We start from the raw sequence: 21,141 nt of genomic DNA on the forward strand, positions 1-21,141 counted from the left end.
CAGAAACACGAGGTCCCCTTTTAATGGCGAATTTTTTTATCGATCGCCCCATTTTTGCTTGGGTGTTAGCTATCCTGTTGTGTCTCACAGGAACCCTGGCTATTTTTTCGCTGCCCGTTGAGCAATATCCCGATCTGGCGCCGCCGAACGTGCGCGTCACCGCGAACTATCCAGGCGCGTCGGCACAAACGCTGGAAAACACCGTGACCCAGGTTATCGAACAGAACATGACTGGTCTCGATAACCTGATGTATATGTCGTCGCAAAGCAGCGGGACCGGCCAGGCGTCGGTGACGCTAAGTTTTGTGGCAGGGACCGATCCTGACGAAGCCGTACAGCAGGTACAAAACCAACTGCAGTCGGCGATGCGTAAGCTGCCGCAGGCGGTACAGGATCAGGGGGTGACGGTACGTAAAACCGGGGATACCAATATCCTGACTATCGCCTTTGTCTCCACCGACGGTTCAATGGACAAGCAGGATATTGCCGACTACGTGGCGAGTAATATTCAGGACCCGCTCAGCCGTATTAACGGCGTGGGGGATATTGACGCCTACGGCTCTCAATACTCCATGCGTATCTGGCTCGATCCGGCCAAGCTGAACAGCTTCCAGATGACCGCCAAAGACGTCACTGACGCTATCGAGTCGCAAAATGCGCAAATTGCAGTCGGCCAACTTGGCGGTACGCCTTCGGTGGACAAACAGGCGCTGAATGCGACGATCAATGCTCAGTCATTGCTACAAACGCCGGACGATTTCCGCGCGATTACGCTGCGCGTGAACCAGGACGGTTCCGACGTCAAACTGGGCGACGTCGCCACAGTCGAAATGGGCGCAGAGAAATACGATTACCTCAGCCGCTTTAACGGCAATCCGGCCTCCGGTCTGGGGGTTAAATTAGCCTCTGGCGCCAATGAAATGGCGACAGCGAATCTGGTTATCAATCGCCTGAATGAGCTGTCGCAATATTTCCCGCACGGACTGGAATACAAGGTGGCGTATGAAACCACCTCCTTCGTCAAAGCGTCGATTATCGACGTGGTCAAAACGCTGCTGGAAGCCATCGCGCTGGTCTTCCTCGTGATGTATCTGTTCCTGCAAAACTTCCGTGCGACGCTTATCCCAACCATCGCCGTCCCGGTGGTGTTAATGGGCACCTTCTCCGTGCTCTATGCCTTTGGTTACAGCGTCAACACGCTGACGATGTTTGCGATGGTGCTGGCCATAGGCCTGCTGGTCGATGATGCCATTGTGGTGGTGGAGAACGTCGAGCGCATCATGAGCGAGGAAGGCCTCTCGCCGCGTGAAGCCACGCGGAAATCGATGGGGCAGATCCAGGGTGCGCTGGTGGGTATCGCCATGGTGCTGTCCGCGGTATTTATCCCGATGGCCTTCTTCGGTGGCACCACCGGGGCGATTTACCGCCAATTCTCGATAACCATCGTCTCGGCAATGGTGCTGTCGGTGCTGGTGGCGATGATCCTGACCCCGGCCCTGTGCGCCACATTGCTCAAGCCGCTGCACAAGGGCGAACATCACGGTCAGACCGGGTTCTTCGGCTGGTTTAACCGCATGTTTAACCGCAATGCTGAACGCTATGAAAAAGGCGTTGCCCGAATTTTACATCGCAGCCTGCGCTGGATCCTGATCTACGGCTTGCTGCTCGGCGGCATGGTATTCCTGTTCCTGCGCCTGCCAACCTCGTTCCTGCCGCTGGAAGACCGCGGCATGTTTACCACCTCGGTACAGCTGCCCAGCGGTTCCACGCAGCAGCAAACATTAAAAGTGGTGGAAGAAGTCGAGAAGTATTATTTCACCCATGAAAAAGACAACATCATGTCGGTCTTCTCAACCGTCGGCTCTGGCCCTGGTGGCAACGGGCAGAACGTAGCGCGTATGTTCGTCCGCTTAAAAGACTGGGACGATCGTGACGCCACCACCGGCACCTCATTTGCCATTATCGAACGCGCCACCAAAGCCTTTAACCAGATTAAAGAGGCGCGCGTTTTTGCCAGCAGCCCTCCGGCCATCAGCGGCCTGGGTAGCTCTGCCGGTTTTGATATGGAGTTGCAGGATCACGCCGGTGCGGGTCATGACGCGTTAATGGCCGCACGGGACAAACTGATAGAACTTGCCGGGAAGGACACCTCTCTCACCCGCGTACGTCATAATGGCCTCGACGACAGCCCGCAGCTGCAAATTGATATCGATCAGCGCAAAGCACAGGCGTTGGGGGTTTCTATCGATGATATCAACGACACGCTGCAGACAGCCTGGGGCTCCAGTTACGTCAATGACTTTATGGACCGCGGCCGTGTGAAAAAAGTCTACGTGCAGGCGGCGGCGAAATATCGCATGCTCCCTGACGACATCAACCTGTGGTACGTGCGCAACAATAGCGGTGGTATGGTGCCGTTCTCGGCGTTTGCCACCTCGCGCTGGGAAACCGGTTCACCGCGTCTGGAACGCTACAACGGCTACTCTGCCGTCGAGATCGTCGGCGAAGCCGCGCCCGGCGTCAGTACCGGGACGGCAATGGACGTGATGGAATCGCTGGTGCATCAGCTTCCGACCGGATTTGGCCTCGAATGGACGGCGATGTCTTACCAGGAACGGCTCTCGGGCTCTCAGGCCCCTGCCCTGTACGCTATTTCGCTGCTGGTGGTGTTCCTGTGTCTGGCGGCACTGTACGAAAGCTGGTCGGTACCGTTCTCCGTCATGCTGGTAGTGCCGTTGGGGGTGATTGGCGCGCTGCTGGCGACCTGGATACGCGGTCTGGAAAACGACGTTTATTTCCAGGTCGGGCTATTGACTGTTATCGGGCTGTCGGCGAAAAACGCGATATTAATTGTTGAGTTCGCGAATGAAATGAATGAAAAAGGACACGATTTGCTCGACGCCACACTGCACGCCTGTCGTCAGCGTTTACGTCCAATTTTAATGACCTCACTGGCGTTTATCTTCGGGGTGCTGCCGATGACCATCAGCAGCGGCGCAGGCTCCGGCGGTCAGCATGCGGTAGGGACCGGCGTGATGGGCGGGATGATATCCGCCACCATTTTGGCTATTTACTTCGTGCCTCTGTTTTTTGTGCTGGTACGCAGGCGCTTCCCGTTGAAGCCACGCCCGGAATAATCAGGGCACAAAAAAGGCGACTTATTATGAGTCGCCTTTTTTTATCCCTTGCGGGATCAGGATGTCTGCCAGAAATTTATTTACGAAGCATCACTTCGATAAAGTCTTTCCAGTTCCCCAGTTCACGTTCAATCATAACAACCTCTCTTATTATTATGAGCATTCTACGAAATCATCATCATTAAAAGAAGACAATTTAACCAATGGTTGTGATTGCATCCTCCCGAGTGTGGGGTGTATGTCATCACTATGCGCTATACCCATAAATTTTATGTGACTTACGGCAATATTTTGAAATATTCATACATAATCTACGACTTTGACAATTCTGATGGAAAAACAGTCAGATGCAAAGCAGTAAATTCTGAATTTTACGCCATCCCTGATTCTGGAACTTTCAGGAATCATTATTCACTGTTGTTCAACAATGTTATATTTTTCTATAACGATTGAGTGACACTATGTATTATCTGCAATAACACAGATTAAGAATAAATATTCAAATTACGTCAATAAGGATTCAAATGATCACCCTTTACGGCATTAAAAACTGCGATACAATTAAAAAAGCCCGACGCTGGCTGGAGGGACGCGGTATTGAGTACCGCTTCCATGATTATCGCGTTGACGGTCTGGATAACGCACTCATGCAGTCCTTTATCAGCGAGTTAGGCTGGGAGGCGCTGCTCAATACGCGCGGGACCACCTGGCGTAAACTGGACGAAGCCACGCGTAGCCACATCACCACGGCTGACGCCGCCGCCGCGTTGATGATTGAAATGCCTGCAATTATCAAACGCCCATTGCTCTGCGCGCCGGGTAAGCCTATGCTGCTGGGTTTTAGTGAATCCAGTTATACTCTGTTTTTTAATGAGGTGTAGTCTATGTCGTGCCCGGTTATTGAGCTGACACAGCAGCTTATTCGCCGTCCTTCTCTGAGCCCGGATGATGCCGGGTGCCAGGCGTTAATGATTGAGCGCCTGCGCGCGGTAGGTTTTACCGTTGAGCGTATGGATTTTGGTGACACACAGAATTTTTGGGCATGGCGCGGACAGGGTGAGACGCTGGCATTTGCCGGTCACACCGACGTCGTGCCTGCCGGCGATGTTGATCGCTGGATCAATCCGCCATTTGAACCGACAATCCGCGACGGCCTGCTGTTCGGGCGCGGCGCTGCGGATATGAAAGGTTCACTGGCGGCGATGGTCGTGGCGGCAGAACGCTTTGTCGCCCAACATCCTAATCATAAAGGCCGTCTGGCATTTTTAATCACCTCTGACGAAGAAGCCAGCGCGAAAAATGGCACTGTAAAGGTGGTTGAAGCGCTGATGGCCCGTAACGAGCGACTGGACTATTGCCTGGTCGGCGAGCCGTCCAGTACTGAAATCGTCGGCGACGTGGTCAAAAACGGGCGTCGGGGTTCGCTGACCTGCAACCTGACGATTCACGGGGTTCAGGGACACGTGGCCTATCCGCATCTGGCCGATAACCCGGTACACCGCGCTGCGCCAATGCTGAATGAACTGGTAGGCATTGAATGGGATCAGGGCAATGAATTTTTCCCCGCGACCAGCATGCAGATTGCCAATATTCAGGCAGGAACCGGCAGCAATAACGTCATCCCCGGCGAGCTTTTTGTCCAGTTCAACTTCCGGTTCAGCACCGAACTCAACGATGAGATGATCAAATCGCGGGTGCTGGCGCTGCTGGATAAGCATCAGCTGCGTTATACCGTCGACTGGTGGCTTTCCGGTCAGCCGTTCCTGACGGATCGCGGTAAACTGGTGGATGCAGTGGTCAACGCCATTGAGCACTATAATGAAATTAAACCGCAGTTACTGACTACAGGCGGGACATCCGACGGGCGCTTTATTGCCCGCATGGGGGCGCAGGTAGTAGAACTTGGGCCGGTCAATGCCACCATTCATAAAATTAATGAATGTGTTAATGCCGCCGACCTGCAGCTGCTTGCCCGTATGTATCAACGTATCATGGAGCAGCTCGTCGCCTGATGAGCGTTCCTGCAAGAGGAAATGAGCATGGACTTGCTGGCAAAGTATTGGTGGATTTTAGTACTGGTTTTTCTGGTAGGCGTACTGCTGAACGTGATTAAAGATCTCAAGCGCGTTGACCATAAAAAATTTCTCGCCAATAAACCGGAGCTTCCCCCGCATCGTGACTTTAACGATAAATGGGATGATGACGATGACTGGCCGAACAAGGATCAGCCGAAGAAATAAACGCAGTCCCGTAGGCCCGGTAAGCGTTAGCGCCACCCGGCATTAAGTACCGGATGGCGGCCTCGCCTTATCCGGCCTACGGGCTAGATCATTTCGATCACATCATCATCGTGGGGCTTACCGCCGCTTAGTGCTTCATCGAAGTAGTGCTTCGGTACGGTAAACCGCAAATGATCGAGCGCAAACTGCATGCTGCGATCGTCAATGGCATGGCCAAGATCCTCGACGATATCCAGCGTCACATCCCCTCCGGCACGAATTAATGCTTCCTGCGCGGCAACGGCGTGAGATAACTCGATCACCCGGTCTTCCCCGCCGTGAATCAAATGCACTGTCGTCGCGGTGGTTGCCGTCTCCGGCAAAGTGGCGTAGCGGCCATTGAAGGCAATGACCCGCGACGCCAGTCCCGGCTCGGCTTTGATGCTCTCAAGCGACATAATAGACCCCTGAGAAAAACCAATCAGCGCGGTAGCCTGAGGCGAAACGCCGCTTTGCTTCTGCCAGTAACGCACGGTTTCGATAAACACCGGCATGATGGCATCAACCCGCTCCTGACGGTTCTCTTCCGTTACACCCTGCACCGAAAACCACTGACGTCCGCCGGTGGAACCGTAAGGCTGTGCCCCCCCAATGCTGACAATCAGCGCATCCGGGAACAGCGGGGCGAACCAGGAACCAATTTCGCCCATAGCAACCGGGTTATCGCCGACGCCATGAAACAACAGCAACAGCTGTTGCGCGGGTTTATCGGGACTTTGAACAACAAAATGGTCATGTTTCATGGCGATCTCCTTAACTGATAAGAGTAATTCTACGCCGCTTAATCGCAATGACCATGCCAGGAAATTGAAGAAGTTAGTGAAAAAATTGCCATTGCATAATGCGGTTCTGTAGCCGTTGCGTCCGTTCCGCATCGATCTGGGCCAACGCCTGCGCCGCCTCAGCCCGCTGAACCAGCAACAACGCTTTACGCCCGGACACCTTCAGTCGCTGGCACAGTTCAGCGTCGCGGCATCTCTCATCGATACATCCGCGCAATGCCGGGAGAGGTAGCTCGCTGCGCTGGAGCAGACGACTCAGACAGCCTAACGAAGTGAGCAGCGGTCGGTGTGCAAAAGCAAATCCGGCCAGCGCCTGCCAGTCGTCATTATTAAGCGTAGTCTCTTTCAGCGGCGCAACCGGGAGCACCTCGTCGTTCCACTGTGCCAGAACGTCAGCATCCCGACGCAGGCGCAGGTGTTCGGTTGCGGCCAGGCGTTTTCCCGCCTCGCTGATGGGCAATAACGCCATGGCGGTATAGCAGCCGCTGCTGGCTTCGCGGTGATTGCCCATACGCACCAGAACAAAACCACAGCGCTGCCAGAAACGCCATAGCTCGACCGTATACCCAAAACTGACCGACAGATAGTCACACTGCGTGGAGTAACGCTGGGCCTGCATAATCAACTGCTGCCCGATACCTTCTCGCTGGCGAGCAGGATGAACCGCAATTCGGCTTACCCGCCGCCCAATGAGCGTTGCCGCCAACGGATCGCCGCCGTGCGCCGCCAGTGACTGCGCCACCAGGTTTCCTCTTGGACGACGATAACCTGCCCAGACGGCCTGGCTAAGTTCAGCGGATAAGCCGCCTTCATCCACCAACCAGACGGCCCCCACCACCGCGTCAGCCGCCGATGCCTGCATAAAATGCTGGCCAGGCGCGTCCATCATTCGACGCAAATCCAGTGGAGACGTACGGTAATGCGCCCCGGAGAGCAGCCGGTATACCGCCAGCGGCAGATGCGGGTTGCTATGCCAGGCCGTCGACTCAAAGGTGGAGAAGTGGATATCGCCTTGAGGGGGATGCAAAAAAGTGTCATCGTCGAACACCAGCGCCTCACTGACGGTTTGTTCCAGCGGACACCCCTGAGCCCACCTGATGGGCTGCTGCAGTTCATAACGCAGAAGATGGGGGAAACGCGCGCAGAACTTCAATAAGAACCCTCTGCCGGTTCCCTCGTAGCCCTGAACGGTGGTAGTCAACAGCACACGTGGAAAACGCGAAACCAGCTGATGCAGCAACGGGGCGGGAATAGCGGCCGCTTCATCCACAATCAACCAGTCAGCGGTTTCGCTGCCGGTGAGTAACGCATCTGGCGCCATAAAGCGATAACGTTCTCCGGCAAACTGCGCCAGCACATCCGTCGCCGCTTTTGCCGGGGCGGTAACAATGGCGCTTGCCTTCATGCGTGATATCAACTGCCCGGCCAGCGCGGATTTACCCCGGCCTCGCGCGGCGGTTACCGCCGCCACGCCGGGCGGCATATCCAGCAGCTGCTGTAAAATGACCGCCTGCTCTGGCTGAGGCTCGCCGTTGGCTGGCTGCCAGCGAGCGCGCGCGGGAAAATGTCCAGGCGCAAAAGGCTGATGCTGTTGCCAGTGCAGGGTTTGTCCGTCACGGGTCATCACCCGTTGAAAGTGTTCGACAAAGTGCGGCGTAGGGATAGGTTCGGCGCAATCACTCCAGCGCAGTGAATCCACATCGGGATGTGTTTGCCAGGTCAGCCAGGGGGGCGTCAGCAGCACCAGCCAGCTTCCGGCACGCAGCGTACCGCTTAGGGCGGCAAACGCCGCAGCGTCAAATCCCTGACGGGCATCAAAAACCGCATGGCGAAACTCACGCCCCAGTAACGTTTGTAGCGCTTGCGGCGTGCAGTACGGTTCAGCGGGAGCCGTTGCCCCCACCCAAAGCCAGTCGCCGGGTAATGTGTTGCGTAGCGCGAGCGCCCGCTCCTGAGGCCACAGACCCTCGCCGCTAATAATCAGCAGACGACGGATGCCTTCCCGGGCCATGTGTTCAGTTAACGCATTCAGTGCGGTGTTATCGGACATCCCTGCCTCAGGATCTTAAATGCCTTTGCCAAAAGTATTACATTGCGCCGGGTCGCCGCTATCAAAACCACGTTTGAACCAGCTATAGCGCTGTTCAGAGGTGCCATGCGTAAAGCTGTCCGGTACCACGCGTCCCTGCCCCTGCTGCTGCAGGCGATCGTCACCAATTGCCTGGGCGGCGTTCAGCGCTTCTTCCAGATCGCCCGTTTCCAGCACGCCCTGCTGCTGCATACTGTTGCCCCAGACGCCAGCAAAGCAGTCGGCCTGCAGCTCCATACGCACGGAAAGACGATTCACTTCCGCCTGCGAGGCATTCTGCTGCATCTGGCGAACTTTCGGTTCTATGCCTAGTAGTTTCTGCACGTGGTGGCCAACCTCATGGGCAATGACATAGCCCTGAGCAAAATCACCGTCAGCACCGAGCTTACTTTTCATGTCGTCATAGAAGGAGAGATCGATATAGACCGTGCCGTCCGCAGGGCAATAAAATGGCCCCATCACTGACTGGCCTGCTCCACATCCGGTTCGCGTCGCGCCACGGTACATCACCAGCTTAGGCTGCTGATAAGTACGGCCCATTTTTTCAAACTGCTGGCCCCAGGTGTCTTCGGTCGTGGCGAGGATCACCGAGGTAAATTTGGCCGCTTCATCATCATTCGGACTGATGGAACGCGTGGATTGCTGCTGCGAAACAGGTTGGCCGGTCATTAACCCGGTGAGATCGACGCCATAATAACCGGCAACGAGGACCACAATCAGCAGGATGATGCCGCCTTTACCACGTGGCAAACGAAAGCCCGGCCCGCCCATAGAAGGTCCGCCGCCCGAACTGTTACGTCTGTCTTCTACATTGTCGCTTTCGCGACGCCCTTGCCAGCGCATAATCACCTCAGCTTTTTATTCATTATGATGATGATCGTAGGCGGTTCGGAACAGGATTACCATAAGAAAGAGTCATCAAACCAGGGGGGAATTGATGAGCCGGAGAGCGATCGCCGGCTCAGGAAGGGATCAGTCTAACTTCACACCCAGGCGATGTGCGACAGCTTCATAGGCTTCGATCAGGCCGCCCAGACTCTGGCGGAAACGGTCTTTGTCCATTTTATCCAGCGTTTCTTTGTCCCACAGACGGCTACCGTCCGGAGAGAATTCGTCGCCCAGAACCACTTCACCTTTATACAAACCAAACTCAAGTTTGAAGTCGACCAGGATCAGACCCGCGTCATCAAACATTTTCTTCAGCACGTCGTTGGCTTTGTAGGTCAGCTCTTTCATTCGTGCCAGATTCTCTTTGCTCACCCAACCAAACGTTTCGCAATAGGACTCGTTAATCATTGGATCGTGCATAGCATCGTTTTTCAGGAACAGATCAAACAGCGGCGGATTCAGTTCAATACCTTCCTCAACGCCTAAACGCTTCACCAGGGAACCTGCCGCGCGGTTACGCACCACGCACTCGACCGGGACCATCTCCAGTTTTTTCACCAGACATTCGGTATCGGATAGCAGTCGCTCCATTTGGGTCGGAATGCCCGCTTCTTGCAGCTTGGTCATAATGAAATGGTTGAACTTATTGTTCACCATGCCTTTACGATCGAACTGTTCGATGCGCGCGCCATCCCCTGCTGACGTATCATTGCGGAATTCGAGCACCAACAGGTCCGGGTTTTCCGTGCTGTATACGGTCTTCGCTTTACCACGATACAGCTCAGCTTGCTTTTGCATCTTTATTACTCCTGGGTGTGAAATAACGATAAATATTGCGTTTTTCTGCTGACGCACACGTTTGCGTATCATACCAGAAAAAAGGGCTGGAGTTATCCAGCCCTTGATTTTTACTTACTGAATGCTGCCTGGAAGACGGCGACCAGCGCGTCGTTCTGGCTTTGCGTCAGGGTATGTCCCTTCGGATCGATAAACTGCAAGCTGCTGCGGTTGTCTAAATCACCGACCTGCAGTTTGTAGTCGCCGGATACCAGACCCGGATCGCTCGCGCCCAGTTCCTGCCAGTTGCTATCGGACAGCGGTTTGTAGGTTACGGCGATGCTGCCCTGAGAACGAGTACTGTCGGTCACTTTCATACCCACTTTCTCAAGTGCTGCTGGCAGACGCTGCCACACCACGTTGAACGGTCCACGTACCACCAGCATCGGCAAGCCGGTGTCATCGGCGGCGCTCTGAACATCCATGGTGGCGGCAGAGCGGCTCTGCGCGGCATTCGCGGCGTCGGTGGCGGTCTTATCCAGACCCGCAGAGATAACGTTCATCATCTCAGCGCTGTAGCGCTGCATTGATGCAGCATCTGCCACCGGCTTACCGGCCTGCTCAAGGTTAACCAGTTTCACCGTTACCGCCTGCTGATAGCCCTGCGGTTTAACCGAGATTTGATAACGTCCGCGATACTGCTCGTCTTCATCAAGACGGTTCCAGTCAACCCAATCGGTCGTCAGCGTCTGACTGGCATCATCACGTTTGGTAATGGTGTAGTTTTTCGCCTGAATCACGCTAACGACCTGCGGCCACAGCGTGTTACTACGACCATTCTCCACCAGCAACGTTGCCGTATCACCTGCGATCTGGGTACGAGCACCGCTAACCAATGCCAGCGGTTGAGCCGGTGGGCGAATATCCAGCGCTTTACCAACAGCACCGCTGCCGTTGGTTACCGGGATGTTATAATCACCGGTCGTGACCGGCAGAATCATCCCAGCTGGCGCGTGAAGCTCAGCAAGCGGTGCGGCCTCCAGATAGGATTCATCACCGCTCACCTGGCGCTTATAGCGCGAGTCAGAACTACAGGCCGCGAGCAACATAACTAGCGAAACACCCGCAACCTTGGCCAGGCGCGACTTTTGTACTGAGTAAGCCATCAAATCTCCCTAAACTTTACAGCAAACCGGCATGCTTAAGCGCCGCTTTGACGATATCACGAGCATTGTCCGTGATTGGCGTCATCGGCAGACGCAGCGTATCGGTTGCCACAAGACCCAATTCCTTACATGCCCATTTCACCGGGATAGGATTGGGTTCGACAAATAGTTTGTTGTGTAACGGCATCAAACGCTGGTTAATCACCCGCGCCTCGGCAAAACGCCCTTCTGCCGCCAGTTTGCACATTTCAGCCATTTCACGTGCCGCTACGTTAGTGGTAACGGAAATCACGCCATGACCACCGAGCTGCATAAAGTCCAGCCCGGTCGCGTCATCACCGCTGAGCAGAATAAAATCGTCTGAAACCAGCTCTTTGATCTGGTGAACACGACTTAAGTTCCCTGTGGCCTCTTTGATAGCGACAATATTTTTTACTTTCGCCAGACGACCCACGGTCTCCGGCAGCATATCGCAGCCAGTACGGGACGGCACATTATACAGAATTTGTGGCAAGTCAGTATGTTCAGCGATGGCTTTGAAATGCTGGAACAAACCTTCCTGCGTCGGGCGGTTGTAGTAAGGCGTCACCGTCAGGCAGCCGACAATACCGCTGTCGTTGAAACGCTGCGTCAGACTAATGGCTTCTGCGGTCGCATTGGCGCCAGTTCCGGCAATCACCGGAATACGCCCGTCGGCCAGCTCCAGCGTCATCATCACCACATCGCCATGTTCATCATGACTCAGCGTGGCGGACTCACCGGTAGTGCCAACCGAAACGATCGCCGAGGTGCCGCTGGCGACATGATAATCAATCAGTTTTTTCAGGCTCGACCGGCAGACTTTACCTTTCTCATCCATCGGCGTAATAAGCGCGACAATACTTCCCGTGAACATGGGCCATCCTCTGTGCAAACAAGTGTCTCAATGGTACGTTTGGTACGACAATAAAAGCAAGCGACCAGAGCCCTTCTGATTGTTGTATGCATGTTTTTTTTATGCTTTCCTTATAATTACCTCACCGCTCAAAGGAAGAACAGGTTTGACATCGTCATCGCAACACTATCTGGTCATTACTGCGCTGGGTGCCGACCGCCCAGGAATTGTGAACACCATCACTCGTCATGTCAGCAGTTGTGGCTGTAATATTGAAGACAGCCGACTGGCCATGCTGGGTGACGAGTTTACATTTATCATGCTGTTGTCTGGTACCTGGAATGCCATCACCCTGATTGAATCAACCTTGCCGTTGAAAGGCGCAGAGCTGGATTTATTGATTGTGATGAAGCGTACAACCGCCCGTCCCCGCCCGGCGATGCCCGCCACGGTATGGGTGCAAGTTGATGTCCCTGACTCTCCCCATTTGATTGAGCGTTTTACCGCCCTTTTCGACAGTCATCAAATGAATATTGCCGAACTGGTTTCTCGCACCCAACCGGCGGAGAACGGAAAGGCTGCCCAGTTGTTTATTCAGATTACCGCACATAGCCCTGCGTCACACGATTCGGCAAATATTGAGGATGCGTTTAAAGCACTCTGTACAGAACTCAATGCGCAAGGCAGTATTAACGTCGTCAATTACTCACAGCATGATGAACAGGATGGAGTTAAGTAATGAACCCACTGAAAGCCGGTGATATCGCACCGAAATTTAGCTTGCCGGATCAAGACGGAGAACAAGTAAATTTAACCGACTTCCAGGGACAGCGTGTTCTGGTTTATTTCTACCCGAAAGCCATGACGCCCGGCTGTACCGTACAGGCCTGTGGCTTACGCGATAACATGGATCAGTTAAAAAAAGCCGGTGTGGAAGTGCTGGGTATCAGCACCGATAAACCGGAGAAGCTTTCCCGCTTCGTGGAGAAGGAAGTGCTTAACTTCACGCTCCTGTCCGATGAAGATCACCAGGTTTGCGAGCAGTTTGGCGTCTGGGGAGAAAAGTCATTTATGGGTAAAACCTATGATGGCATTCATCGCATCAGCTTCCTGGTGGATGCTGACGGCAAGATTGAACATGTGTTTGATGATTTCAAAACCAGCAATCACCACGACATCGTGCTGAAATGGGTTCTGGAAAACGCCTGACCGTGAAATGCCGGATGGCGGCGTGAACGCCTTATCCGGCCTACAAATGCACGCACGTAGGCCGGATAAGATGCTTTAGCGTCGCCATCCGGCAGATAACCGCCCGGTTACTCAAACGTCCCTTTAACGCACGCCTTTTTCTCTTTCACCACGGATTTCCCCTTCGCCCACAGGTCATTCACTTCCAGCGCGTCGCTCAGCACCAGAATGTCCGCATCGCATCCCACCGCCAGACGTCCTTTATGCCCAAGCCCCAAAAATTCTGCGACCGTGCGCGTGAGCGGACACAATGCCTGCTCCAGAGGAATGGCATGAACCGTCACCAGTTGGCGCAGCGTGTGTGCCAGTGATTCAAATCCGGCCACACCAATCCCCGTCAGATTGCCCTGTTCATCAAACTCCGGCTGGCTGCCGTTACCGTCTGAACTCAAGGTAATCCGGGACAGTGGAACGTCGCTGCGCAGCGCGGTCGCGATGGCCGTTGCCGGATCCACGGGCTCATCAATACTGCTGGTAATGTCGATATACCCCCCTTTGCGGGCATAGGCTAAGGCGGCCTCAAACAACGGTTCCGCGCGGTTAACATGCGTTGGCAGCAGTTTGGTTATCGGCACATCTGAATGCGCGAGGACGTCATACAGCGGCTCCAGCATGCGCGGGCTGTCACCCATATGGAAGACGCTAATCCCCTGCTTCTGCCCTAATAATCCGCCGACGCGCGACTGCGCCGCCATGTTCGCCAGCACCGCGGTATTCGGGGCTGATGAGCGATGGTCTGAAATCGCACATTTCACCCCAATCACCTTGTCGATCAGCGCCACATCACGCTCAATACTGCCGGTAATGGTCGGGGAGGGTAACGAATACGCGCCGGTGAGCATCCAGGCGCTGATGCCTTCATATTCCAGCGCGCGGGTTTTCGCCAGTAGCGACTCCGGATGACGGGTAATTCCATCGGTGCCCAGCAATCCCACCACCGAGGTAATGCCGGCTTCAACCAGGCGTGACAGACGCACTTCTGGCGTGCGGGTATGCGGTCCGGCCTCCCCGCCGCCACCAATCAGATGGACGTGTTGATCGATAAATCCCGGACACACAATCGCGCCGTCGAGATTGATACACTGACAGCCGGGAAAATCATCTGCCAGGATAGACGGCGCGATGGCGACAATTTTTCCGCCCGCGACCAGAATATCTTGTTGCCCCAAATCATCAGGCGCGTAAACGTGTCCGCACTGGAACAGCGTCAGACCAAGAATTGAACAGTTCATAACCTTCCTTGTCAGGCAATTACCTGCATAACCCAAATAGAGAGCAGCGCATTAATCACGCATACCGCAATAATAAGCGGATAATAGCGAGGATGAACCCCCGCAGTCCCCAGACAGCGTCCGACATTTTGCACTGGATTGCCCATCAGGTAGATGGCCGGTAGCAATACCGTGGCATCATGTCCTGAAAGCGTACCGGCAACAACCAGACTGGCGCAAACGCCAACGCCGCCGCCCATACTCATCACCGCCGCCAACAGCACGGTGGCGGATTCCCCCGGCAATCCCCACAGCGCCATTACCGGTTCGCACACCCGGCCAACGACGTCGAGCAACCCCGTTACCTTTAGCGCCTGAATAATCACAAACGCCATCACCACGTTCGGTAACAGGCTGGTGGTGGCAATGGTAAACCCGCGCCTTGCGCCATCGATGAACATATCCATGACATTTTTACGTACGTGTGTTGTCATCTCAGGCCTCCTGCTGCGTACGGCGATTTTCAAGCTGCGCGATCCACAGCCGTAGCAGGTTCGCGCCGACAAATTTGAAGACCAGGATCACCGCCAGTGGCGTTATCACCGGAACGGTAACCATCGTAAACAGCGCCGCGCCTGAGGAAAAATAGTTGGTGATACACGCGCTACCGCTGGTTTGCCAGCAGGCAAAAATAGCGCGTTCCTGCTCGGTGATAATCCCCTCTTCCGCCAGCTCTTTGGTCATTCCGGCTGCGGCATCGGTATTTTGCACATTCGCAATCAGCGCCAACGAGCAAATACCCGGAACGCCGAGTAAGGGCCGCAGGACCGGCGTCATTAGCTGCTGCGCCGCGCGCAACCCTCCCAAGCCTTCGGTAATGGAGATGATGCCAAGTGACAGAATGACGGAGGGCGCCAGTTCCAGCGCAAATAAAAAGCCATCTTTTGCGCCCATCCCGCCGGCACCGCGAAACGAGACCGCCGTCTCGCCTGCCGCGTTTATCTGCCCAAATGCGCCGTTGAGAACGGTGAAATCGAACACCCGCCACCAGTCGGTACTTTTCGAAAACATGCCGGAAAAAAGGATAATAGTGACGAAAAAGGCGAGATAGCCAACCCATCCCGCTTTTTGTTGCGTGTGCGTGTTGTGACCCATTTTTTTCTCCTGTTGGTCTTATTCCTTGTGTGACAAAAAGACATCACATTGGTCAAGTTAAAGGCTAATACGGAGAAAAACGACACCCAGGAAGATTATTCAGAAAGTGTGTATAGAGGTCAGACAAGTTCTGGCCCGGCGGCATTGCACCGCCGGGCGTCAGGGTCTATGACTCGTCAATCGTCTGACCATCCGGCCAGGCATGGACCACTGCTTTGATTAACGTCGCCAGCGGAATAGCAAAGAATACGCCCCAGAATCCCCACAGCCCGCCAAAAATCACCACCGACAGAATAATCACCAGTGGGTGCAGGTTTACAGCTTCGGAGAACAGTACCGGGACTAACAGATTGCCATCCAGCGCCTGAATGATCAGGTACACGGCAAAGCAGCTCCAGAACTCGGTCCCGAGACCAAACTGGAACAGCGCCACGCCCACCACCGGGATGGTCACCACGAAGGCACCGATATACGGGATCAGAACTGAAAAACCGACCAGTACAGCCAGCAGCAAGGAGTAGTTGAGGCCAAACAGCAGGAAGCCCAGCCAGGTGGCGACGCCTACCACCACCATTTCCAGCACTTTGCCGCGAATATAGTTGGTGATTTGCTGGTTCATCTCTTTCCAGACCTGCCCGGCCAGCCCGCGATTACGTGGCAGCACCCGACGTACGGCATTCAGCATCTGGCTTTTGTCTTTCACCAGGAAGAACACCATGAGCGGAACGAGAACCAGATACACCGCCAGCGTCAGCAATCCGACCAGCGAAGCCAGCGAATATTTCACCACGGAATCGCCCATATTGAGCATTCGCGCGCGCATATTCTCTGCCATCGCATCAATGATGCCGGCATCCATCAGCGCCGGATACCGTCGCGGCAAGGTGGCGGCAAAATCAGACAGCTTGTTAAGCATGCCGGGCATATCACGAATCAGGTAGATCCCCTGCTGCCACGCGACCGGCATTACCACAAACGCCATCAGCAGCAGAATACCGACGAACACCACCAGTACAATGGATGTCGCCCAACGCCTTGAACAGCCGATATTTTCCAGCCGCACGGTGGGCCATTCCAGCAGATAAGCCAGCACAATGGCAACCAGCAGCGGCGCTAACAGCCCACTAAAGAAGAAAAGGATGCCAAAACCGGCAACCAGAATAATCAGCAAGGCAATAGCCTCAGGGTCGCTAAAGCGGCGGCGATACCATTGCATCAACATCTCGAGCATAAAACCCTTCCATGAACCTCAATAGCGGGATTGCGATCCCGAATTGTATCGAAATGTCACAAAAAAGACTTCGCTTTTTATAGCGGTTTACGCAAAGTGAAAAGACATTTTTCCTGGGTGTTCATCGTCGAATTTCGCAGTTACACTCCCAAAGCTGGCTGAGGGTGAACGATACTTCACAGCATGGGTCAAATGGCTATCTCAAAAAAGAATACAGGACAGAGGTTATGTTCAGGCAGTTGAAAAAAAACCTGGTTGCTACCCTCATTGCTGCACTGGCCATCGGTCAGGTCGCGCCCGCATTTGCTGACACTGCGGACACCCTACCGGATATGGGAACCTCAGCAGGGAGCACGCTTTCCATCGGGCAGGAAATGCAGATGGGCGACTATTACGTACGCCAGCTGCGCGGCAGTGCGCCGTTAATTAACGATCCTTTGCTGACTCAATACATTAATTCTCTGGGGATGCGTCTGGTCTCACACGCGGACTCCGTCAAAACCCCCTTCCATTTCTTTTTGATTAATAACGATGAAATAAACGCCTTTGCCTTCTTTGGCGGCAACGTTGTGCTGCACTCTGCGCTTTTCCGCTATTCCGATAACGAAAGCCAGCTGGCGTCGGTGATGGCGCACGAAATTTCTCACGTTACGCAGCGTCACCTGGCGCGCGCCATGGAAGACCAAAAGCGCTCTGCCCCGCTGACCTGGGTGGGGGCTCTGGGTTCTATTCTGTTGGCGATGGCCAGTCCGCAGGCGGGGATGGCAGCACTGACCGGTACGCTGGCCGGCACCCGTCAGGGGATGATCAGCTTTACGCAGCAAAATGAACAGGAAGCGGACCGTATCGGTATTCAGGTCCTGCAACGCTCAGGATTTGATCCACAGGCCATGCCGACGTTCCTGGAAAAACTGCTCGATCAGGCGCGCTATTCCACGCGCCCGCCTGAAATTCTGCTGACGCACCCCCTGCCAGAAAGCCGTCTGGCGGATGCGCGTAACCGCGCTAACCAGATGCGTCCGACGGTGGTGCAATCCTCGGAAGATTTTTACCTGGCAAAAGCGCGAACCCTCGGCATGTATAACTCGGGTCGCAACCAGTTGGGCAGCGACCTGCTGGATAACTGGGCGAAAGGCAACGTCCGCGAACAGCGCGCAGCGCAATACGGTCGTGCGTTGCAGGCCATGGAAGCCAGTAAATACGACGAGGCGCGTAAGGCGCTACAACCGCTGCTGGCTGCCGATCCGAACAACGCCTGGTATCTTGACCTGGCGACCGATATCGATCTCGGTCAGAAGAAAACCAGCGAGGCAATTAACCGCCTGAAAAACGCCCGCGACTTGCGCGTTAACCCGGTATTGCAGCTTAACCTGGCGAATGCCTATTTACAGGCCAGTCAGGCCAAAGAGGCCGCCACCATCCTGAATCGTTATACGTTTAATTATAAGGATGACGGCAACGGCTGGGATCTGTTAGCACAAACGGAAGCAACGCTGAATAACCGCGATCAGGAACTGGCGGCGCGCGCGGAAGGTTATGCGCTGGCGGGGCGTCTCGACCAGGCTATTTCTATGCTCAGCAGCGCAAGTTCACAGGTGAAACTGGGAAGCCAGCAGCAGGCAAGGTACGATGCCCGTATCGATCAGCTACGCCAGCTACAAGAGCGCTTTAAACCCTATACGAAGATGTAATTATCGAACCCTTGCCGGATGGCGACGCTATTGCGTCTTATCCGGCCTACGCCAGACGCGGTATGTAGGCCGGATAAGGCCTTTTGGCCGCCATCCGGCAGTATTGCTATGCAAGGAGAAGTCATGTCAGATGCGATTAAAATCTACCATAATCCACGTTGTTCAAAGAGCCGTGAGACGCTTGAATTACTGAAGTCTAACGGTGTTGCGCCGAAAGTAGTGCTGTATCTCGACACTCCCGCAGACGCGGCAACGTTGCGTAATCTGCTGCAGATGCTGGGCATGTCCAGCGCGCGTGAGCTGATGCGCCAGAAAGAAGATCTCTATAAATCGCTCAACCTGGCGGACGAGACTCTGAGTGAAGAGGCGCTGATTCAGGCGATGGTGGAAAACCCGAAACTAATGGAACGTCCGATTGTGGTGGCCAACGGCCAGGCGCGAATTGGGCGTCCGCCGGAGCAGGTGCTGGATATCGTCGGCTAATGTGATGCACCGCAGTCTTTCCGGCTGCGGTGCTTACAGCTTCAGAATCTCTTTAACGAACGGAATAGTCAGCTTGCGCTGAGCGGTGATCGACGCATGATCCAGCTCATCCAGGGTCATAAACAACGTGCGCATTTCGCGATCCAGACGCTTTAGCAGGAAGCGGCCCACGTCCTCCGGCAGTTCGAATCCGCGCAATCTGGCTCGTAATTGCAATGCCTGAAGCTTATCTTCATCCGAGAGCGGCTGAAGTTTGTAGATTTGCCCCCAATCCAGACGAGAAGCCAGATCCGGCAGTCCGAGATTAAGCTGTCTTGGTGGACGATCGCCAGTGATCAGCAGGCGCGTTTTCCCTGATTCCAGAATGCGGTTGTAGAGATCGAAGATCGCCATTTCCCACAGGGAATCCCCGGCCACGCATTCAATGTTATCAATGCACACCAGCGAGAGATGTTCCATGCCATCAAGCACTTCCGGTACGAACCACGTACGCTTATCCAGCGGGACATAGCCGACGGCATCCCCGCGCTGAGAAAGCTCGGCGCAGGCTGCGTGCAGCAAATGACTACGGCCCGCGCCTTCACGCGACCAGAGATAGATATACCCGCTATGTTCCTGACGCAGCACGTTTTGCAGCGCGGCCAGTAAAGAGGAGTTATCCCCCGGCCAGAAACTTGCGAAGGTTTCATCGTCAGGAAGATAAAGTGGCAAAGAGAGCTGTGCCGGTGTGTTCAGAGATACCTCAACCCAGGATTGCATAAAATCGCGTTGAGTTTACCACAGAAATACGTCGCGATAGAACCGGGCAGCGATGCCACCCGGTCAGAGACTTAGTGTTGCGGTCTGTCAGCATCTTCAGCGTCGAGAACGACTTCTTCCGGACGCAGCAGACTAATGACTTTGAAAATCAGGCTCAGGCAAACGCCGACAATGGTCGCCAGCGCCATGCCTTTCAGCTCAGCCGCACCAATGTGCACCTTCGCACCGCTCACACCGATGATCAGAATCACCGAGGTCAGGATCAGGTTTTGCGCTTTGTTGTAATCAACTTTTGATTCGATCAACACGCGGATACCGGACGCACCAATCACCCCGTACAACAGCAGTGAGACGCCGCCCATAACCGGCAGCGGGATTATCTGAATCGCGGCGGCCAGCTTGCCCACGCAAGAGAGAAGAATGGCAAAAATGGCGGCTCCGCCAATGACCCAGGTGCTGTACACGCGGGTAATGGCCATTACGCCGATGTTCTCACCGTAGGTGGTGTTAGGCGTGGAACCAAAGAAGCCGGAGATCACCGTCGACAGGCCGTTGGCGAACATCGAACGGTGCAAGCCGGGATCGCGAATCAAATCTTTCTTCACGATATTGGCGGTCACCACCAGGTGTCCTACGTGTTCGGCAATCACCACCAGCGCCGCAGGCAGGATAGTCAGAATAGCCACCAATTCAAAGCGCGGAGTGTAGAAGGTCGGCAGCGCAAACCAGTGGGCTTCGGCGATCGGCGTGGTATCCACAACGCCCATCACAAACGACAGTGCATAACCCGCCAGCACGCCAATCAGAATCGGGATAATCGCCATAAAGCCGCGGAACAGTACCGAACCAAATACCGTTACGCCCAGCGTCACCATCGAAATGATAATGGTTTTAGAGTCCGGCATTTGTCCTTCAGCGGGCAGCAAGCCTGCCATCCCCGCCGCAACACCCGCCAGTTCCAGACCAATGACGGCAACGATTGCGCCCATTGCCGCAGGCGGGAACATCACATCCAGCCAGCCGGTACCGGCTTTCTTCACGATGAAAGAAACCAGGCAGAACAGCACGCCGCACATAATGAAGCCACCGAGCGCCACTTCATACCCTAACGGCAGCAGCAGCAGTACCGGAGAGATAAAGGCAAAGCTGGACCCCAGATAAGCAGGGATTTTCCCCTTACAGATAAAGAGATACAGCAGCGTGCCAATCCCGTTGAACAGCAGGACGGTTGCCGGGTTGATATGAAACAGGACTGGCACCAGTACCGTGGCGCCAAACATGGCGAACAGGTGCTGCAAACTAAGCGGGATTGTCTGTAAAAGCGGCGGTCTTTCACTCACCCCGATAGCACGGCGCGTCATAGTGTTTTCC

21 protein-coding genes are annotated in these 21,141 nt (G+C 54.7%); 8 read left to right on the top strand and 13 right to left on the bottom strand.

What is annotated here, in order from left to right; translation table 11 throughout:
- The first annotated feature begins 23 nt into the window (after positions 1-23).
- On the top strand, positions 24-3,137 hold the full coding sequence (gene acrD, locus M2374_RS06760; protein WP_181688892.1) for a multidrug efflux RND transporter permease AcrD: 3,114 nt from the start codon (positions 24-26) through the stop codon (positions 3,135-3,137).
- Between the two features lie 76 nt (positions 3,138-3,213).
- Here acrD and ypfM read toward each other — a convergent pair whose 3' ends face one another.
- On the bottom strand, positions 3,214-3,273 hold the full coding sequence (ypfM, locus tag M2374_RS06765; RefSeq protein ID WP_001386977.1) for a protein YpfM: 60 nt from the start codon (positions 3,271-3,273) through the stop codon (positions 3,214-3,216).
- 388 nt (positions 3,274-3,661) lie between these two features.
- On the opposite strand from ypfM, the gene M2374_RS06770 reads away from it, so the two are divergent.
- The 3 genes from M2374_RS06770 to M2374_RS06780 are packed head-to-tail and all read left to right on the top strand — an operon-like array spanning position 3,662 to position 5,377.
- Positions 3,662-4,018 carry an ArsC family reductase gene (locus tag M2374_RS06770; protein WP_181688891.1) on the top strand — a complete coding sequence of 119 codons (357 nt, stop codon included), beginning with the start codon at positions 3,662-3,664 and terminating at the stop codon, positions 4,016-4,018.
- A gap of 3 nt (positions 4,019-4,021) precedes the next feature.
- Entirely contained in the window at positions 4,022-5,149 is a 1,128-nt protein-coding gene (gene dapE, locus M2374_RS06775; protein WP_259154093.1) for a succinyl-diaminopimelate desuccinylase, read from the top strand.
- Between the two features lie 27 nt (positions 5,150-5,176).
- On the top strand, positions 5,177-5,377 hold the full coding sequence (locus M2374_RS06780) for a hypothetical protein (RefSeq protein WP_096756206.1): 201 nt from the start codon (positions 5,177-5,179) through the stop codon (positions 5,375-5,377).
- Between the two features lie 83 nt (positions 5,378-5,460).
- Here the strand turns inward: M2374_RS06780 and ypfH are convergent, their stop codons facing one another.
- The 6 genes from ypfH to dapA all read right to left on the bottom strand — a co-directional run bounded on the left by ypfH (position 5,461) and on the right by dapA (position 12,013).
- Complete coding sequence (ypfH, locus tag M2374_RS06785) at positions 5,461-6,159, bottom strand: esterase (RefSeq protein ID WP_181688889.1); 699 nt, start codon at positions 6,157-6,159, stop codon at positions 5,461-5,463.
- A gap of 73 nt (positions 6,160-6,232) precedes the next feature.
- On the bottom strand, positions 6,233-8,248 hold the full coding sequence (locus tag M2374_RS06790) for a tRNA(Met) cytidine acetyltransferase TmcA (protein WP_181688888.1): 2,016 nt from the start codon (positions 8,246-8,248) through the stop codon (positions 6,233-6,235).
- Between the two features lie 15 nt (positions 8,249-8,263).
- Complete coding sequence (locus M2374_RS06795) at positions 8,264-9,130, bottom strand: neutral zinc metallopeptidase (RefSeq protein ID WP_117343535.1); 867 nt, start codon at positions 9,128-9,130, stop codon at positions 8,264-8,266.
- Positions 9,131-9,259: 129 nt separating this feature from the next.
- Entirely contained in the window at positions 9,260-9,973 is a 714-nt protein-coding gene (purC, locus tag M2374_RS06800; RefSeq protein WP_096756202.1) for a phosphoribosylaminoimidazolesuccinocarboxamide synthase, read from the bottom strand.
- A 110-nt stretch (positions 9,974-10,083) separates the two neighbouring features.
- On the bottom strand, positions 10,084-11,118 hold the full coding sequence (gene bamC / locus M2374_RS06805) for an outer membrane protein assembly factor BamC (RefSeq protein ID WP_181617569.1): 1,035 nt from the start codon (positions 11,116-11,118) through the stop codon (positions 10,084-10,086).
- A gap of 16 nt (positions 11,119-11,134) precedes the next feature.
- Positions 11,135-12,013 (bottom strand): 4-hydroxy-tetrahydrodipicolinate synthase, encoded by an 879-nt coding sequence (gene dapA / locus M2374_RS06810; protein WP_096756200.1) that lies wholly within the window; start codon positions 12,011-12,013, stop codon positions 11,135-11,137.
- A 145-nt stretch (positions 12,014-12,158) separates the two neighbouring features.
- Here dapA and M2374_RS06815 point away from each other — a divergent pair, with 145 nt between their 5' ends.
- A complete protein-coding gene (locus M2374_RS06815) occupies positions 12,159-12,731 on the top strand; it encodes a glycine cleavage system transcriptional repressor (RefSeq protein WP_003037954.1) in 573 nt (190 codons plus the stop codon).
- Positions 12,731-13,201, top strand: coding sequence for a thioredoxin-dependent thiol peroxidase (gene bcp / locus M2374_RS06820; RefSeq protein WP_181617570.1), 471 nt, complete (start codon positions 12,731-12,733; stop codon positions 13,199-13,201). Before M2374_RS06815 ends, bcp begins: the two co-directional genes overlap by 1 nt.
- 107 nt (positions 13,202-13,308) lie before the next feature.
- Here the strand turns inward: bcp and iadA are convergent, their stop codons facing one another.
- The 4 genes from iadA to M2374_RS06840 all read right to left on the bottom strand — a co-directional run bounded on the left by iadA (position 13,309) and on the right by M2374_RS06840 (position 16,837).
- A complete protein-coding gene (iadA, locus tag M2374_RS06825; protein ID WP_181688887.1) occupies positions 13,309-14,472 on the bottom strand; it encodes a beta-aspartyl-peptidase in 1,164 nt (387 codons plus the stop codon).
- 11 nt (positions 14,473-14,483) lie between these two features.
- A complete protein-coding gene (locus M2374_RS06830; RefSeq protein ID WP_115257801.1) occupies positions 14,484-14,945 on the bottom strand; it encodes a YjiG family protein in 462 nt (153 codons plus the stop codon).
- A 1-nt stretch (position 14,946) separates the two neighbouring features.
- Positions 14,947-15,606 carry a nucleoside recognition domain-containing protein gene (locus tag M2374_RS06835; RefSeq protein ID WP_117343530.1) on the bottom strand — a complete coding sequence of 220 codons (660 nt, stop codon included), beginning with the start codon at positions 15,604-15,606 and terminating at the stop codon, positions 14,947-14,949.
- A gap of 166 nt (positions 15,607-15,772) precedes the next feature.
- Positions 15,773-16,837, bottom strand: a complete 1,065-nt coding sequence (locus tag M2374_RS06840) for an AI-2E family transporter (protein WP_096756194.1) — start codon at positions 16,835-16,837, stop codon at positions 15,773-15,775.
- 227 nt (positions 16,838-17,064) lie between these two features.
- On the opposite strand from M2374_RS06840, the gene bepA reads away from it, so the two are divergent.
- Both bepA and arsC read left to right on the top strand, forming a co-directional pair.
- Complete coding sequence (bepA, locus tag M2374_RS06845; protein WP_181617573.1) at positions 17,065-18,528, top strand: beta-barrel assembly-enhancing protease; 1,464 nt, start codon at positions 17,065-17,067, stop codon at positions 18,526-18,528.
- 123 nt (positions 18,529-18,651) lie between these two features.
- Complete coding sequence (gene arsC / locus M2374_RS06850; RefSeq protein WP_181688886.1) at positions 18,652-19,011, top strand: arsenate reductase (glutaredoxin); 360 nt, start codon at positions 18,652-18,654, stop codon at positions 19,009-19,011.
- A gap of 33 nt (positions 19,012-19,044) precedes the next feature.
- On the opposite strand, the gene M2374_RS06855 is transcribed toward arsC, so the two are convergent.
- Both M2374_RS06855 and uraA read right to left on the bottom strand, forming a co-directional pair.
- Positions 19,045-19,746, bottom strand: coding sequence for a DnaA inactivator Hda (locus tag M2374_RS06855; protein WP_212726261.1), 702 nt, complete (start codon positions 19,744-19,746; stop codon positions 19,045-19,047).
- A 95-nt stretch (positions 19,747-19,841) separates the two neighbouring features.
- Positions 19,842-21,131: a uracil permease gene (gene uraA, locus M2374_RS06860; RefSeq protein ID WP_181688885.1), complete on the bottom strand. Its 1,290-nt coding sequence runs from the start codon at positions 21,129-21,131 to the stop codon at positions 19,842-19,844.
- Positions 21,132-21,141 lie beyond the last annotated feature (10 nt).

It is taken from the genome of Citrobacter sp. JUb117, from assembly GCF_024809055.1.
Classification (GTDB): Bacteria; Pseudomonadota; Gammaproteobacteria; order Enterobacterales; family Enterobacteriaceae; genus Citrobacter; species Citrobacter gillenii.

What these genes read in the sequence shown, in the direction of transcription:
- acrD (WP_181688892.1), top strand. Translation starts at nt 24, where the DNA reads ATGGCGAATTTTTTTATCGATCGCCCCATTTTTGCTTGGGTGTTAGCT.
- M2374_RS06770 (WP_181688891.1), top strand. Translation starts at nt 3,662, where the DNA reads ATGATCACCCTTTACGGCATTAAAAACTGCGATACAATTAAAAAAGCC.
- dapE (WP_259154093.1), top strand. Translation starts at nt 4,022, where the DNA reads ATGTCGTGCCCGGTTATTGAGCTGACACAGCAGCTTATTCGCCGTCCT.
- M2374_RS06780 (WP_096756206.1), top strand. Translation starts at nt 5,177, where the DNA reads ATGGACTTGCTGGCAAAGTATTGGTGGATTTTAGTACTGGTTTTTCTG.
- ypfH (WP_181688889.1), bottom strand. Translation starts at nt 6,159, where the DNA reads ATGAAACATGACCATTTTGTTGTTCAAAGTCCCGATAAACCCGCGCAA.
- M2374_RS06790 (WP_181688888.1), bottom strand. Translation starts at nt 8,248, where the DNA reads ATGTCCGATAACACCGCACTGAATGCGTTAACTGAACACATGGCCCGG.
- M2374_RS06795 (WP_117343535.1), bottom strand. Translation starts at nt 9,130, where the DNA reads ATGCGCTGGCAAGGGCGTCGCGAAAGCGACAATGTAGAAGACAGACGT.
- purC (WP_096756202.1), bottom strand. Translation starts at nt 9,973, where the DNA reads ATGCAAAAGCAAGCTGAGCTGTATCGTGGTAAAGCGAAGACCGTATAC.
- bamC (WP_181617569.1), bottom strand. Translation starts at nt 11,118, where the DNA reads ATGGCTTACTCAGTACAAAAGTCGCGCCTGGCCAAGGTTGCGGGTGTT.
- dapA (WP_096756200.1), bottom strand. Translation starts at nt 12,013, where the DNA reads ATGTTCACGGGAAGTATTGTCGCGCTTATTACGCCGATGGATGAGAAA.
- bcp (WP_181617570.1), top strand. Translation starts at nt 12,731, where the DNA reads ATGAACCCACTGAAAGCCGGTGATATCGCACCGAAATTTAGCTTGCCG.
- iadA (WP_181688887.1), bottom strand. Translation starts at nt 14,472, where the DNA reads ATGAACTGTTCAATTCTTGGTCTGACGCTGTTCCAGTGCGGACACGTT.
- M2374_RS06830 (WP_115257801.1), bottom strand. Translation starts at nt 14,945, where the DNA reads ATGACAACACACGTACGTAAAAATGTCATGGATATGTTCATCGATGGC.
- M2374_RS06835 (WP_117343530.1), bottom strand. Translation starts at nt 15,606, where the DNA reads ATGGGTCACAACACGCACACGCAACAAAAAGCGGGATGGGTTGGCTAT.
- M2374_RS06840 (WP_096756194.1), bottom strand. Translation starts at nt 16,837, where the DNA reads ATGCTCGAGATGTTGATGCAATGGTATCGCCGCCGCTTTAGCGACCCT.
- bepA (WP_181617573.1), top strand. Translation starts at nt 17,065, where the DNA reads ATGTTCAGGCAGTTGAAAAAAAACCTGGTTGCTACCCTCATTGCTGCA.
- arsC (WP_181688886.1), top strand. Translation starts at nt 18,652, where the DNA reads ATGTCAGATGCGATTAAAATCTACCATAATCCACGTTGTTCAAAGAGC.
- uraA (WP_181688885.1), bottom strand. Translation starts at nt 21,131, where the DNA reads ATGACGCGCCGTGCTATCGGGGTGAGTGAAAGACCGCCGCTTTTACAG.